Genomic DNA, 15,332 nt, shown 5'->3' with positions numbered 1-15,332 from the left:
ACCGATCCACCGTTCAGAATGGGTGAACGGGACGCTCGTGCCGGAACGCCACCGTGGAGCCCGGGTCTCCATTAAGGTCGGACTCGCACGGCACCACCGAGCCCCGGGAGTCCGCACCCATGACCGTCGTCACCGATCTCGCCGACGAGCTCGTCGACGAGATGTTCGGCTTCGAACCGCTCTCCGCCGCGATCCTGGGCATCAAGCCCGACGCGCCGGGGCTCGGCGACCCCAGCGCTGCCGCTGAAGCCGCCTACCGCGAGCGGCTCGCCGGTCTGCTGGCGCGCGCGCGGGCGATCGAGGCCGGTGAGCTCGACGCGACGGACCGCGTCACGCGCGAGGTGGTGATCAACTCGATCGAGGGCAAGCTCGATTTCATCGACAGCCGCTTCGGCGAGTTCACCGTGACCGACCTGTTCGTCGGGCCCGCGGCGGGCCTGCTGTCGGCGCTGCCGATGGTGCCGGTGCTGCCGGGGGACAAGGCCTCGGTGCACCTCGACCGGCTGGCCGGGATCCCGGCCTTCCTGCGCGCGGTCGCGGTGCGGCACCGCGAGGGCATCGAGGCCGGCCTGGTGCCCGTCGAGCGGCTGGTGAAGGGTGCGATCGCCCACGTCGACCGCTACCTCGCCGAGCCGGCGGGCGACCCGCTGCTGCGCCAGCCGGCGCCCGACGACGCGTTCGCGAGCCGGCGCGAGGAGCTGCTGCGCGACGTCGTGCGCCCGGCGTTCAAGGAGTACCGCGACTTCCTCGAGTCCGAGGTGCTCGCCCACGGCCGGCCCGACGACCGCGCGGGCGTGTCGTGGCTGCCCGGCGGGGACGAGATCTACGCGCGCCTCGCGCGCATGCACACCACCACCGACCGTTCGCCCCAGGAACTGCACGACACGGGCCTCGAGGTGATCGCGGGCCAGGTCGAGCAGTACCAGGCGCTGGGCGAGCGCGTGTTCGGCACGCGCGACCTGCAGGAGATCTTCGAGCGGCTGCGCACCGACCCGAAACTGCGCTGGACGAGTGCCGAGGAGCTGCTCGACACCGCGCGCTCGGCCATCACGCGCGCGGCGGCCGAGTCGCCGAAGTGGTTCGGCACCATCCCCGAGCAGCCGTGGACCGTCGAGGCCGTGCCGGAGGATTCCGCGCCCGGCGCGCCGCCCGCGTACTTCATGCCGCCGGCCGCCGACGGTTCGCGCCCGGGCACCTACTTCGCCAACACCTACGAGGCCACCGAACGGTTCCGGCACACCGCCGAGGCCACGGCGTTCCACGAGGCGATCCCGGGCCACCACTTCCAGCTCAGCACCGCGCTCGGGCTCACCGAGCTGCCGCTGCTGCGCCGCCTGGGCGACTTCAACGCCTACGTCGAGGGCTGGGGCCTCTACACCGAACGCCTCGCCGACGAGATGGGGCTGTACTCCGACGACGTCTCGCTGCTCGGCATGCTCACGCTGGAGTCGATGCGCGCCGGCCGGCTCGTGGTCGATACAGGGCTGCACGCGCTGGGCTGGAGCCGGCAGCAGGCCATTGACTACCTCGTCGAGAACACACCGATGGGCAAGCTGGAGATCGAGGCGGAGATCGACCGCTACATCGGTTACCCGGGCCAGGCGCTCGCGTACCTGGTGGGGCGCCTGGAGATCCAGCGGATCCGCGCCGCCGCCGAGACCCGCCTGGGCAGTGAGTTCGACGTCCGCGCGTTCCACGACGTGGTGCTCTCCGGCGGTGCGCTGCCGCTGTCGGTGCTCGACACCGTGGTCGCGCAATGGGTCGCCGGCCACGGGGACACCGTCGCGGGCCTCGCCGAAGACCTGTTGGAGCTCGACTTCGAACGCGCGCCGCTCGAACGCACGATGTACGGCCTGCCCGGCGACCACGGGGCGCTGCCCGACCCGAGCCTCGCCGCGACCGCGAGCTTCCGCGCCCGCTTCGCCGACCTCGCCGACCGCGCGGAGGCCATCGACCGGGCCGGCCTTTCGGGCACGGACGCCGTGACGCGCGACGTGGTGATCGCTCGCGCCCGCGGCGTCGTCGACACGCTGGATTCGCGGTTGTCCGGGTTCGCCGTGAGTGACGGGTTCAGCTCGCCCGCGCTGTACCTGATCACCAACCTCTCCGCGCTGGTGCCCGACGACGAGGAGAAGGCCCAGGGCTACCTCCGCCGCCTCGCGGGTGTCGGCGCCTACCTCGACGCCGTGATCGAAGCCCAGCGCGCCACCGTGGCCGACGGCTTCGCGCCGCCGGACTTCCTGGTGCGGGCGGGCATCGGGTACGTCGAGCGCTACCTCGCGGCCGAGGACACCGACCCGCTGCGGGTCACGCCGGCAGTCGAGGTCGCCGGGTTCGCCGAGGAGCGCGACCGGTTGCTGGCCGAGGTCGTGCGCCCGGCGTTCGCGCGCTACCGCGCGTTCCTGGCCGACGAGGTGGCGCCGGTCGCCAAGCCCGAGTCGGAGCCAGGCATCGGGCACCTGCCGGGCGGGCAGGAGAAGTACCAGGGCCTGATCCGCGCCGAGACCACCACCGACCGCACGGCGCAGGACCTGCACGACACGGGCCTGCGGATCGCCGAGAAGCTGGCGGGGGAGTACCGCGAGCTCGGCGGGCGCGTGTTCGGTACCGAGGACCTCGCCGAGATCTTCGAGCACCTGCGCAGCGACCCCGAGCTGCGCTGGCGCGACGGCGAGGAGCTGCTGGCTTCCGCCCGCGCTGCCATCACGCGGGCGGAAGCCGTTGCGCCGCAGTGGTTCTCTCGCGTGCCCGCCGCGAAGTGCGTGGTGGCGCCGGTCCCCGAGGCCGACGCGGCCAGCGGCACCATCGCCTACTACCTGCCCGCGTCGCTCGACGGTTCACGGCCCGGCACGTACTACGCCAACACCCACGAGGCGAGCTCACGACCGCGGTTCACGAGCGAGGGCATCGCGTTCCACGAAGCCGTGCCGGGGCATCACTTCCAGCTCTCGTTCGCCCAAGAACTCACGGACCTGCCGTTGCTGCGTCGGCTGGTGCCGTTCAACGCCTACATCGAAGGCTGGGGCCTCTACTCCGAGCGGCTGGCCGAGGAGATGGGCCTCTACACCGACGATGTCACGCGCCTGGGCATGCTCACGCAGGACTCGATGCGCGCCGCCCGGCTGGTGGTCGACACGGGGCTGCACGCGCTGGGCTGGACCCGGCAGCAGGCGGTGGACTACGTCGTGGCCAACACGCCGATGGCGCGCATCGAGATCGAGGCGGAGATCGACCGGTACGTCGCGAACCCGGGTCAGGCGCTCGGCTACATGGTGGGGCGCCTGGAGATCGAGCGCGTGCGCGCCGCGGCCGAGGAGGCGCTGGGCGCGGACTTCGACATCCGCGAGTTCCACGACGTGGTGCTGGGCAACGGAAACCTGCCACTGTCCACACTGGACACGCTCGTAGCCGAGTGGATCGCCGCCCGGCAGGCGGAGGGCGCGCGGTGACCTGGCTCGACCTGCCCGGGGACACGGACTTCGGGCTCGACAACCTGCCCTACGGCGTGTTTTCCCGCGGCGGCGAGCCCGAACGCCGCGTCGGCGTGCTGGTGGGCGAGCACGTGCTCGACCTGTCGGCGGCGGCCGAGGAGGCGGCGGCGCCGTTCGCGCAGCTGCTGGCGAGCGGCGTGCTCAACCCGCTGCTCGCGGCCGGGCCCGCGACGTGGCACGACGTGCGCGAGCAGGTGCGCGAGTGGCTCACCGCCGAGCGCTACGCCGACCAGGTGCGCCAGCACCTCGTGCCGCGCGCGGAGATCACGAACCACCTGCCGTTCGAAGTCGCGGACTACGTCGACTTCTACTCGAGCGAGCAGCACGCGATCAACGCCGGGCGGATCTTCCGCGGGGCCGACGACGAGCTGATGCCGAACTGGAAGCACCTCCCGATCGGCTACCACGGGCGCGCCGGCACGGTCGTGGTGTCGGGGACGCCGGTCGTGCGGCCGTCGGGGCAGCGCAAGCCGCGCGCGGCCGCGCAGCCGGCGTTCGGGCCGTCGCAGCTGCTCGACATCGAGGCCGAGGTCGGCTTCGTGGTGGGCACGCCGTCGACGCTGGGCACGCCGGTGCCGGTCGAGGACTTCACGAAGCACGTGTTCGGCGTGTGCCTGGTCAACGACTGGTCCGCGCGCGACATCCAGGGCTGGGAGTCGCAGCCGCTGGGGCCGTTCCTCGGGAAGTCGTTCGCCACGTCGGTGGCGCCGTGGATCGTGCCGCTGGCCGCGCTGGAGCACGCGCGCGTGCCGCAGCCGGCGCAGGACCCGCAGCCACTGGAGTACCTGCGGGTCACCGAGCCGTGGGGTCTGGACCTCGCACTGGAGATCCGGATCAACGGGCACCTGGTTTCGAGCCCGCCGTTCGCCACGCAGTACTGGACGGCGCCGCAGCAGCTCGCGCACCTCACCGTGAACGGCGCGAGCTTGCGGACCGGCGACCTGTACGCCTCGGGCACCGTCACCGGCCCGGCCAAGGTCCAGCGCGGGTCCCTGCTGGAGCTGAGCTGGGGCGGGCGTGAACCGTTCGCGCTGGGCGACGGCGAGACGCGGACGTTCCTGGAAGACGGCGACGAGGTATCGATCAGCGCCACCGCGCCCGGGCCGGCCGGCAGCCGGATCGGCTTCGGGGAGGTGGCGGGGCGGGTCGTGCCCCGTTAGCCCACCGCGCCGGGCTCGGCTCGATGGTGGTCACGGCTGCGGTGGCCCCGGAGCACTGCGGCGCCGTCGGCTGCGCCTTCCGCACGGCGGGGCAGGCCGATGTGTAGTGACATTGGACGGATGAAGACACTTCGCTCCTTCCTGGACAAGGCGGACGAGCGGCTGGGCGACGGGCTCGAGCGCGTCCTGTGCGCCCACCACCGGCGGCGGCTGCGCGGGCTCGGCTGGGGCGCCGTGCTCGAACCGGCCGGTACGGAAGACCGGTTCGGGGGGCGGGCGCCGATCCGCCGGCACAACAGGGTCGAAGTGCTGATCGACGGCGAGGAGTCCTTGCCGGTGATCGAGAACGCGATCCGGCGGGCCCGGTCCCACGTGCACATCGCCGGCTGGCACGCGAGTGCGGACTTCCGGCTCACGCGCGAACCCGGCGCGCCCACGCTGCGAGAGCTGCTCGCCGAGACCGCCGGACGCGGCGTCGACGTGCGCGTGCTGTTGTGGGCGGGACCGCCGCTCCCGGCGTTCCAGCCGACGCGGGGATTGGCGCGGAAGGAACAGCGGAAGTTCTCCGAGGGTACGGGCGTGCGCTGCGTGCTGGATTCCCGTGAGCGGACCATGCATTGCCACCACGAGAAACTGGTGGTGGTCGACGACGAGGTGGCGTTCGCCGGCGGTGTGGATTTCACCGCGCTGGAGGGCGACCGGCACGACAGCCCGGACCACCCGCCGCGGCCGATCGGCTGGCACGATCTGGTGGCGCGGCTCGAAGGTCCGGTCGTCGCGGATGTCGCGGAGCACTTCCGGCAGCGGTGGACCGAAGTGTCGGGCGAAGACCTGCCGCGGCCCGACGTGCCGGGGCCGGCGGGCGACAGCGACGTGCAACTGCTGCGGACCGTGCCCGACCACACCTACGCGTTCGCGCCGCGGGGCGAGTTCACGATCCTCGACGGCTACCTTCGCGCGCTGCGGTCGGCGCGGCGGCTGGTCTACCTGGAAAACCAGTTCCTGTGGTCGCCGGAAATCATCGAAGTGCTCCTCGCCAAGCTGCGCGACCCACCGGACGAGCGCTTCCGCGTGGTGCTGTTGCTGCCGCGCAAGCCCAGCAACGGCGCCGATACCACCCGCGGCCAGCTGGGCAGGCTCATCGACGCGGATGACGGCAACCATCGCCTCGTCGCGACGACGATCAGCGCGCACGACGGCGATTCCGCGGCCCCGGTGTACGTCCACGCGAAACTCGGCATCGTGGACGACGAGTGGCTGACCGTGGGATCCGCGAACCTCAACGAGCACTCGCTCTTCAACGACACGGAAGTCAACATCACGACCGACGACCGCGCTCTGGTCCGCGCCACCCGGTTGCGCCTGTGGTCCGAGCACCTGGGCCGCCCCGCCGCGGAACTGGACACCGATCCGGCAGACGTGATCGACCGTCTGTGGCGACCGCTGGCGGAGGACCAAGCCGACCGGGAACGCCGAGGCGAGCGCCGCACCCACCGGCTCGTGCTGCTCCCCGGTGTCTCGCGCCGCGCAGGCCGGCTGCAGGGCCCGTTGCGGGGCCTGCTCGTGGACGGCTGAGCAAGCTCCATGGTGTCCGCCGGCGAACACCACGAGGGGCCGTGCCCCCGCGGGTACGGCCCCTCGTGGTGGTCGCCGGCGGATCCGCGCAGCCGAGACTCCGAGTGATCGGGGATGGAAGTGATCACACGGAGTCGAGGTCGGCGCTCCCCCGGGCCAGCGCTGCCCGGCTGACGCCCAGCACGCAGCCGAGCGACAGCAACGACACCAGGCAGACGTAGACGGCCACCGAGACGACGGAGCCGGTGGCCCGCACCAGCGAAGCCGCGATGATCGGCGCGAGCGCGCCGCCCAGCAGGACGCCGAGCTGGAAACTGGTCGACGCGGCGCTGAACCGGACCCGGGCGTCGAACATCTCCACGATGAAGGTGGCCTGCGGCCCGTAGCTGACGCTGAAGAAGATCGCGCCCACGAGGTAAGCCCCCAGCACGGCGGCGAAGTTGCCGCTCGCCACCGCGAGGATCGTCGGGTAGATCCACACCGCCATCGCGGCGAGGCCGATCAGGATCATGCGGCGCCTGCCGAACCGTTCGCTCATCGAGCCGAAGTACGGCAGGGCCGCGCACGCGACCACGCCGGAGACCATGATGGCGGTGAGCAAGGAACCCCGGTCGATCGTTTTCGCCGAGGCGGCGTAGCTCAGGGCGTAGGTGTTGACGATGTAGTAGTAGGCACCGGTGCTGATCATCGATCCGATGGCGAGCAGGATCTGGGTGGGGTACGCGCGGACCGCGGTGATCAGCGGCGCACGCTGCGCCTCCTTGCGTTCACGGACCTTCTCGAACACCGGCGTCTCGCGCAGCTGCAGCCGCACCACGAGCCCCACGGCCACCAGCACGATGCTGATGAGGAACGGAATCCGCCAGCCCCACGCCATGAACTGCTGCTCGGGCAGTTGCGAAACCAGCAGGAACACCAGAGTCGACAGCACCAGGCCGGCTGGGACGCCGATCTGAGGGAGGCTGCCGTAGAGGCCGCGCTTGCGGGGCGAGGCGTATTCCACAGCCGTGAGCACGGCGCCGCCCCATTCGCCACCGACTCCGAAGCCCTGCACCAGGCGCAACAGCACCATGAGGATCGGCGCCCACACACCCACTTGCGCGTACGTCGGCAACACGCCCATGAGGAATGTCGCGAATCCCATCATGGTCAGCGACAGGACCAGCATCTTCTTGCGGCCGATGCGGTCACCGAAGTGGCCGAGGATGATCCCGCCGATCGGCCGCGCCCCGAATCCGATCGCGAAGGTGGAGAACGCGAGCAACGAGCCCGCGAGCGGGTCCGCGGAGGGGAAGTACAGCGGTGCGATGACCAGGGCAGCGGCGATTCCGTAGAGCTGGAAGTCATACCACTCGATGGTCGTGCCGATCAGCACCGACAGGGCGACCCGCCGCATCGGTGGACGAGCTTGGGGCGACGGGCCCCCGGGAGCACCCTCCGCGGTCGCGGATCTCGATGTGCTCCGTGACCGGTCCGGCGTCAGCTCACTCGCCATGTACCTCTCCTCGTCGTTTGGGGACGGCGGGAAGCGCCGTCCGAACCCGATGACTGCATTGGCATCCAGGAGCGAGGGCGGCCGCGTGGCTGTGGCTGGAGTCGGCCGTTCGCGAGATCGATCGGCCGGAGTCGGCCGATCGATGGTTAATTAACGTTCATTAATGGGTGGAAAGGGACGATAGTCTGGAGCTGTGACCAAGTCAACGGCCGTCTCGCCGCAGGCCGTGCACGAAGCCGCTCGCGATCTGTTCGCGAGCCGGGGCTACCGCGGCACCTCGATGAAGGACATCGCGCAGGTCTTGGCGGTCTCCGCGCCGAACCTCTACAACCACGTCACGTCCAAGCAGGATCTCCTCTACCGGATCATGGACGTGGCGATGGACCGCGCCCTGACCGCGCTCGCCGCGGCCCTCGACGGCGTGACCGACCTGGCCGACCAGCTGCGGCGCGCCACCGAGGTGACGGTGCTGGACTTCCTCGAGAACCCCGCCGAGGTCACCGTCTGCAACAGCGAGATCCGCAACCTGGAGACACCGTGGCGCCAGGCCATCATCGACAAACGTGACGCCTACGGCGCGCAGATCCTCGGCATCGTCGACCGCGGCTGCGCGCAAGGCCGGTTCGACGTGCCCGAACCGCGGGTCGCCTCGTTCGCGATCCTGGAGATGGGCAACAACGCGAAGGCCTGGTTCCACCCGGACGGCCACTACACCGCGGCCGAAGTGGCCGCGCTCTACGGCACCTTCGCCCTGCGGATCGTCGGCTGCCGGCCCGCGGAGCGGTGACCCGGGCGGGTGGTGGCCGGACGGAGCGGGCGCGGCTGGGCCAAGCGCACGCTCAGTGAGACAACTGCTGATACACCCGTGATTCGGGGATGGCAGACAGGGGAGGTTCCTGGCGATCGAGGCCCGGAGCTGCACGAGGTGGCTCTGCGGGGCGCTGATTCAGCCGTGCCCTGTCGTCCGAAGGCTCAGCCTTCGGCCAGGAGGCAAAGCACCCCACCGGGCACCAACCGTGCGCATTGATCGGCGGCCGGAAGAGGCGGCGATCAAGGTTGGCCACTGCGACACGCGTGTTGTTGGGGCACGCCTGTGAACAGTCAGGGCCTGAGGGATGCGGCTCACCGGCCAGTGCCGCTACGACAGGCGCGAGCGCCTCGGTCCTCGCCGAAACGGACGTGAAAGTGGTTCCGGTCCGGGAACCGCCGGCATGGCCTCCCGGGATCTCGGCCCCGGCTCGCGAATCTCCCGGTCGGGACGCGGGTGTGGGTCGACGGCCCCACCGACACCCTCACCGGCGCGGTCCGGAGCGGCCGCAAGCTCACCATGCTCGCGTCCGGGATCAGGGATCACGCCGCGATCTTCTGGCGACGGGAACACTCGGCAACGCCCCCGCACCGCCCCTCAGCGGAGGACAAGGGCACCTGACCTGGAAGCGTGGACGTCGGCACGTTCGGCGGCCGGCGCGCCCCGCCCGGCGGGCACTCGACGGCGGCGGGGGCATCCGGCTGCCCGAGCGAGTCCGCCACCTTCCGAAACGGGAAATGAGCGGCTCGGCAGTGATACGACCCTGATTCGGCGAAAGGGAACCAGGGCGGGAGAGGCTTCCGGTTCTCCCGCCCTGATTTCCTCTTTGTCGCCCGGTCTGCCGCTCAGCGGCGGTTGCCGTGCGGTGCCCAGATCCTGAACTGGCCGCTGTCGTAGAGCAGTCCGAGCAGATAGAGCATTCCGTCGTAATAACGGGCCCGCCCGGTCGGAATCGGCGTGTTCCAGAAATCCCGGACAAAGGCGTTCTTGTCCGGATTGGTGGCCGAGATCGCGGAAGTCGAGTTCATCGCCACGAGCCCCTCGGCGTGCGCGGGTTCGTAGGTGTTCTGGCCGGAAGTCAATGGTGTGCCGTCGAGGTGGTAGCGGCTGACATACGTGCTGACACCCTGGCCTTGGAAGAAGTGCTCCAGCGTGTTGGAGTACTGCGTCTCCCACGGCTTGACGCCGTACCAGGAGGCGTCGACGTTGGCGTTGGCGATGGCGCGCCACGCGTCTTCCTGGAAGTTGTGGTCATAGGCGTTGTCGGTGACCGTCTCGGTCGGCCGCAGGTAAGGCGTGCCGTCGAAGTGGGCGTAGTCCGGCGCCAGGCCGGTCGCCGGGTTCGCCGCCTTCTGCAGCAGCTTTTCGCCCTCGGTGTAGGCGTTGTCCCACAGCTGGCGATCCGACGGGTCGGCTGCGGCGAACACCTTGTAGAAGCCGGTGAGGCTGTAGGACGGGTCGGTGTAGTCGACCGCGAACGGTGGCGAGAACGTCGGCAGGGAGGACTGGCGGTCGAACATGTCGACACCGCCGTGGTCGGACTCGTGCCACATCGCGTGCAGGATCTGCTCCGCCTGCTGCCCGTAGTCGTACGTCCCACGCCCGTCGCCCCACCGGCCGGACGCGAAGTCGAGCGCCGCGGCGATCCACTGGTCCCCGTCGGGTGCCACGCCGGTGTCGATGATCTTTCCGGTGGTGTCGGTGTGCCAGGCGAAGTAGTACTGCTCTGGCCCGCTCTGGATCTGCATCTTCGTCTTCGCGAAGTTCCACAGCGCGTCGAACTCCTGCTTGTGGCCCAGCTGCACCGCGATCATCATGGCGTAACCCATGCCTTCGGTGCGCACGTCCTGGTTGCCGATGTCCTCGACGTAGGCCAAGTCCGGCGCGAGCTGGTAGTACAGCGTCTGGCCGTCGTAGCGGTTCGCGTCGGTGCCGGGGCTGCCGTGGAAGAGCTGTTGCCAGGTGGCGTTCACCTTGGCCTCGACCTGTCTCTTCGAGTAGCCGGCGCGGGCGAACGCGTCGGGATACGGCCCGGCATGCAGATTTCCGGGCGGATTGTGGGCGGGGAATGGTGCGGCGAATGCGGTCGCGGATACGGAGGACAACAAAGCAGCGGTCGCGAGAATCAGCGCGCTGAGTTTCATCGTCTTGCGCACACGACACCTCCTCGTGTCAGGGCGGGCACGGTGGCCGCCGGGGCCGTCGTCAACTTAAGAGGCCGAGATAGAGCGAGTCAATGGCCAACCCCAGCCAGAAATGGGGGAGGTTATTTCAATTATGGGGCTAACCTTGCTAACGTGACCGGAGTGGAATCGCGACAAATGCGCAATCGGCGCGCAGTGCTCGCCGCGGCACGATTCGGGCGTCCGACGACCCGTCTCGAGATCGCGCGCATGACCGGCCTCTCGGCGGCCACGGTCTCCGGCCTCGTCGCCGACCTGATCGCGGACGGTGTCCTGGTCGAGCTGGCCCAGCGAGTCCCCGCCGCGGGCGTGGCAGGCGGGCGCCCGGCCGCGGCGCTCGCCGTCAACCCGGCGCTGGGCGCGCTGATCGGCATCCACCTGGCCCACGCGGGGGTGCGGATCCTGCTCGCCGGTGTGGATGGCACCGTGCGCGCCGAACACACCCACGACATCGACGTCGAGCACCAGCCGGCGGACACCCTCGAATATGTGGCTTCCACGGCGCTCGACCTCGTCGCGGACCTCGAAATCCCGCACCGGGAGCTGCTGGGCGTCGGGGTTGCGGTCTCGGCTCCGGTGTTGCTGCATTCGCAGACCCTCAGCTCACCGCCGATGCTGAGCGATTGGGGGGAGGTCGACATCGTGGCCCGGCTCGGGAAACGCATGGGCCTGCCCGTGCACGTCGGCAACGACGCCGACCTCGGCGCGCTCGCCGAATGGCGCCTCGGCGCGGCGGCGTCCGTGGATAACTTCGTCTACGTGATGCTGTCCGAGGGCGTCGGCGCCGGCCTCGTCCTGCAGGGCCGGCTCTACGGGGGTGACGCCGGTGCCGCGGGCGAGCTCGGGCACGTCCCGGTGGTACCGGACGGGCACATCTGCCGATGCGGCAGCCGGGGTTGCCTGGAAACCGTCGTCGGGGCTCGCGCGCTCGCCGCCACACTCGCCCACAGCCACGGCCCCACCTGCAGCTTCGCCGATCTGATCTCCTTGGCACGCCAGGGAGATCCCGGCGTCCGGAGGCTGCTCGGCGACGCGGGTCGGGCCGTCGGCACCGCGCTGGCCCCCGTCTGCACCGTGCTCAACCCGAAACTGGTCATCGTCGGCGGCACCCTCGCGCAGACCGGCGAGCCCCTGCTCACCGGCATCAGGGAGACGCTGGCGCGCAACGTTTCGCCGGTCACCAATCGGACGCCAGAGGTGCTCCCGGGTGCACTCGGTACCGGCGCCGAAGCGCTCGGCGCGGTGATCACGGCGAACCAGTTCGCCGACCTCGGCTGAGAGCCGTCGCCAACGCCTGTCGCTCGACTCCACGGCGACGATTGCGTTTCACCACGCCCCCGCCTCGCGTGCCGTCCGGACACGCGCCCATTCGTACCGGCCGCACGGCTGTGATCGCCCGGCCTTCGATGGGCCGCGTCAGCGACTGCGCGGGCGCGCCGACGCAGGCCTGACCCGCTCACCTGTCTGCCGACCGACCCCCGGTACACGGTGTTGGTCCAGAGCTCTGGTACGACCGCTCGCGATCGGCCGGGCTGTCAGGCGGCCGCGGGCTCCCCGCGAGCGTGAGGCGCCGAGATGCTCCGCAGTCGCCAGAACGCTGGTGGCGATCTGGCGAAATGCCGGCGGCGCCGGTGGGTGAGGGAGAGCAGACGATCCGCCGTTGCGCATCGGTACGGGAATTCGACGGCGTCGATGGAGTCTGCGCGGGCGCCGTGTCCGCCGCGAAGAGTCCTTGTGCGGGGCGTCCAGGCTCGACGCTGCGGAGACCGGTACTTACGTCGCCGGATCGTACTGTCGGTCAGGCTGGGTGCTGGGGGAGGTATCCCCGGTAGCCTCCACTTAGCGCACGCTTAGCCAGGCTGGTGTGCACCGCCGCGGGAACGAAGGAGCACGATGAGGATCGGGACGGGCATCAACTACTCCGGCGGGTTCGCCGACAGCGTGGCGGACATCGTCGAGCTGGAGAAGGTGGGGCTTGACATCGCCTTCGTCCCGGAGGCCTACAGCTTCGACGCGGTGAGCCAGCTGGGGTACCTCGCGGCGAAGACCGAGCGGGTTCAGCTGGCGTCGGGGATCTTCCAGATCTACACGCGCACGCCGAGTCTCACGGCGATGACGGCGGCAGGCCTGGACTTCGTGTCCGGTGGCCGGTTCACGTTGGGGCTGGGCGCGTCCGGCCCGCAGGTGATCGAGGGCTTCCACGGCGTGAAGTACGACGCGCCGCTGGCGCGCACGCGCGAGATCGTGGAGATCTGCCGGCAGGTGTGGCGGCGCGAGCGCGTGGTCCACGAGGGCAAGCACTACACCATCCCGCTGCCGCCGGAGCAGGGCACGGGGCTGGGCAAACCGCTGAAGCTGATCAACCACCCGGTGCGCGAGCGGATCCCGATCCTGCTGGCGGCGCTGGGCCCGAAGAACGTCGCGCTGACCGCGGAGCTGGCCGAGGGCTGGCAGCCGATCTTCTTTCACCCGGAGAAGGCGAACGACGTGTGGGGCGAGGCGCTGGCGGAGGGCAGGGCCAAGCGCGACCCGGCGCTGGGTGAGCTGGACGTGTTCGCGGGCCCGGCACTCGCGATCGGCGACGACGTGGAGCACCTGCTCGACCGGGTCCGGCCGCACCTCGCGCTCTACATCGGCGGGATGGGCGCGCGCGGCAAGAACTTCTACAACACCCTCGCCCAGCGTTACGGCTTCGAGGCCGAGGCGAAGGAGATCCAGGACCTGTACCTGGACGGCAAAAAGGACGAAGCCGCGGCCGCGGTGCCACGGGAATTGCTGCGCGCGATCTCGCTCGTGGGCCCCGCGTCGTATGTCAAGGAACGGGTGGCGGCGTTCAGGGAAGCGGGGGTGACCACGCTCGTGGTCAGTCCACTGCAGCCCGGTCGTGAGGCTCGGGTCGACGCGGTGGCGAAGCTGGCCGAGATCATCGGCTGACCTGCCCCGACGCGCCGATGAGCGGGACGCATCATGATCGCTCAGGCGTTCGGTTTATCATGCTGTAACAAGAAGGTGTGAAGAAGTCGCACCTCAGGCCCAGTGGCCGTGGTGGGAAACCGTAACTCCGCGTCCAGCGGGTGCCATCAGGTGTAGGAACGGTCTTCCGGGGGAACACGACGGCGAAGCGAAAGCGAGGTAGGCCTGACTGTGCGCGAAATTGCAGGGCCGGCAGCAGGAGTTCTGGACGTGGGTTCGTTCAGCGCCCGCCTCGTCGTGCTCGAGCCCGGGGGTACGCCGCTTGAGCCGGCCCTGAGCCACCAGACGCGGCTGCGCCTCGACCGTGAGCTCGACGACGATTGCCGGCTGAGCCCGCGCGGGATCGCTGCCATCTCCGCGGCGGTGGCCGCCGGCGTGGCCGTGGCGAAGGAACACGGCGTGCGCGACGTGTTCCCGCTGGCGACGTCCTCGATCCGCGACGCGGCCAACGCCACCGAGGTGGTGCGCCGCGTCCGCCGCGACACCGGCGTGGAGCTGCAGTTCCTCTCCGGCCGGCGCGAGGCCGAGCTGACCTATATAGGCGCCCGGCGCTGGTACGGCGCGTCCGCGGGCCCACTGCTGGTGCTCGACATCGGCGGCGGCACGGTGGAGCTGTCCGCCGGCGCGGGCTCGCAGGCCGACTTCGCCCGCTCACTGCCGCTGGGTGCCCGCTCGGTCACCCGCGATTGGCTGCCGGCCGAGCCGCCGGTGCGCACTAATAAGGTCCGCGCGCTGCGCGAGCACGTGCTGGAAGAAGTGTGGGGCGCGCTGGGCGACGCGACGGAGCACCTCGCCGACCACCACGTGGTCGGCTGCTCGAAGGTGCTGCGCCAGCTGGCCCGGCTCGCGGGCGACCGCCCCGGCAAGGCCCGCGAACTGCACCTCGACGACCTGCGCGTCTGGATCCCGCGCCTGGCCGCGATGCCGTCGGCGAAACGCGCCGAGCTGCCCGGCATCTCGCGCCAGCGCGCCCAGCAGGCTCTCGGCGGCGCAGTCGTGGCCGAAGCCCTGCTCACCGTGACGGGCGGCCGCATGGCCATCTGCCCGTGGTCCACCCGCGACGGCCTCCTGCTCACCCTGCTCGACGCGCTCGCCACGACCCTGGACAGCACGGGTTCGCGTCCGGCCGCGTGACACCCCTGGTGCGACCAGGCCGGAAGGAGGTATCCCGGACCCATGACACGTGAGCTCTTCCCGCGCGACCGTTCCGAGGCCGACGAAGACGACTTGAAGCTGCCAGATCCCAGCCGGGTGCATTCCGAGGTGCCGACGGCGCCGGGGCCGGATTTGACGCCGGGTGAGACGAAGGATGTGGAGTCGCCGCCGGGTACTGAGGACGCTCCGCCGCCGGGTACTGAGGACGCCTGAGAGCGAGGCGCGCTCGTTGCGCTGGAGCGCAACGTTGCGCGTGGAGTGGGTTGCGTGGCACCCCGATCTTCGAGTGTCGGGGCAAGCCGGCGCCCCGACCGCCCCCCGGCCCGGTGGGTCAGGCCGCCCCGGGCGCGAACGCGGGCCGCGACGAACCGGCGCCCGCGGGGGGGGGGCCGGCGGGCGGGGGGGGGCCGACCCCGCGACCAAGACCCCGCCCCCCCCCCGGCGCGGGCGGGGGGGCGGGCGGCGGCCGGCCCGGGGCCGCGCGGCCCGGCG

Annotated in this window: 10 protein-coding genes; 8 read left to right on the top strand and 2 right to left on the bottom strand. The window is 70.8% G+C overall.

The annotated features are described in order from the left end of the window. The first annotated feature begins 119 nt into the window (after positions 1-119). The 3 genes from AB0F91_RS29020 (at position 120) to AB0F91_RS29010 (ending at position 6,226) form a co-directional block, all read left to right on the top strand. Positions 120-3,449 (top strand): DUF885 domain-containing protein, encoded by a 3,330-nt coding sequence (locus AB0F91_RS29020; RefSeq protein ID WP_360602453.1) that lies wholly within the window; start codon positions 120-122, stop codon positions 3,447-3,449. Further along, positions 3,446-4,651, top strand: coding sequence for a fumarylacetoacetase (gene fahA / locus AB0F91_RS29015; RefSeq protein ID WP_360602451.1), 1,206 nt, complete (start codon positions 3,446-3,448; stop codon positions 4,649-4,651). Before AB0F91_RS29020 ends, fahA begins: the two co-directional genes overlap by 4 nt. Positions 4,652-4,771: 120 nt before the next feature. Further along, positions 4,772-6,226, top strand: coding sequence for a phospholipase D-like domain-containing protein (locus tag AB0F91_RS29010; RefSeq protein WP_360602449.1), 1,455 nt, complete (start codon positions 4,772-4,774; stop codon positions 6,224-6,226). 124 nt (positions 6,227-6,350) lie between these two features. Here the strand turns inward: AB0F91_RS29010 and AB0F91_RS29005 are convergent, their stop codons facing one another. Continuing rightward, positions 6,351-7,622, bottom strand: a complete 1,272-nt coding sequence (locus tag AB0F91_RS29005) for an MFS transporter (RefSeq protein WP_360602447.1) — start codon at positions 7,620-7,622, stop codon at positions 6,351-6,353. A gap of 292 nt (positions 7,623-7,914) precedes the next feature. Here AB0F91_RS29005 and AB0F91_RS29000 point away from each other — a divergent pair, with 292 nt between their 5' ends. Beyond that, the gene (locus AB0F91_RS29000; RefSeq protein WP_360602445.1) at positions 7,915-8,508 is read left to right on the top strand and encodes a TetR/AcrR family transcriptional regulator; all 594 of its coding nucleotides are present in this window, start codon (positions 7,915-7,917) and stop codon (positions 8,506-8,508) included. A gap of 866 nt (positions 8,509-9,374) precedes the next feature. Here the strand turns inward: AB0F91_RS29000 and AB0F91_RS28995 are convergent. Next, complete coding sequence (locus AB0F91_RS28995; RefSeq protein WP_360602443.1) at positions 9,375-10,685, bottom strand: glycosyl hydrolase family 8; 1,311 nt, start codon at positions 10,683-10,685, stop codon at positions 9,375-9,377. A gap of 141 nt (positions 10,686-10,826) precedes the next feature. Between AB0F91_RS28995 and AB0F91_RS28990 the strand changes: the two genes are divergently transcribed. The 4 genes from AB0F91_RS28990 to AB0F91_RS28975 all read left to right on the top strand — a co-directional run bounded on the left by AB0F91_RS28990 (position 10,827) and on the right by AB0F91_RS28975 (position 15,053). After that, on the top strand, positions 10,827-11,990 hold the full coding sequence (locus tag AB0F91_RS28990; protein ID WP_360602441.1) for an ROK family protein: 1,164 nt from the start codon (positions 10,827-10,829) through the stop codon (positions 11,988-11,990). A gap of 615 nt (positions 11,991-12,605) precedes the next feature. Then, on the top strand, positions 12,606-13,646 hold the full coding sequence (locus AB0F91_RS28985; protein ID WP_360602439.1) for an LLM class F420-dependent oxidoreductase: 1,041 nt from the start codon (positions 12,606-12,608) through the stop codon (positions 13,644-13,646). A 210-nt stretch (positions 13,647-13,856) separates the two neighbouring features. Continuing rightward, positions 13,857-14,819 (top strand): exopolyphosphatase, encoded by a 963-nt coding sequence (locus AB0F91_RS28980; protein ID WP_360602437.1) that lies wholly within the window; start codon positions 13,857-13,859, stop codon positions 14,817-14,819. A 42-nt stretch (positions 14,820-14,861) separates the two neighbouring features. After that, a complete protein-coding gene (locus AB0F91_RS28975) occupies positions 14,862-15,053 on the top strand; it encodes a hypothetical protein (protein ID WP_360602435.1) in 192 nt (63 codons plus the stop codon). Positions 15,054-15,332 lie beyond the last annotated feature (279 nt).

It is taken from the genome of Amycolatopsis sp. NPDC023774 (assembly GCF_040639695.1).
In the GTDB taxonomy this organism is placed as follows: domain Bacteria; phylum Actinomycetota; class Actinomycetes; order Mycobacteriales; family Pseudonocardiaceae; genus Amycolatopsis.
This window is presented reverse-complemented; position numbering and strand designations above follow the sequence as displayed.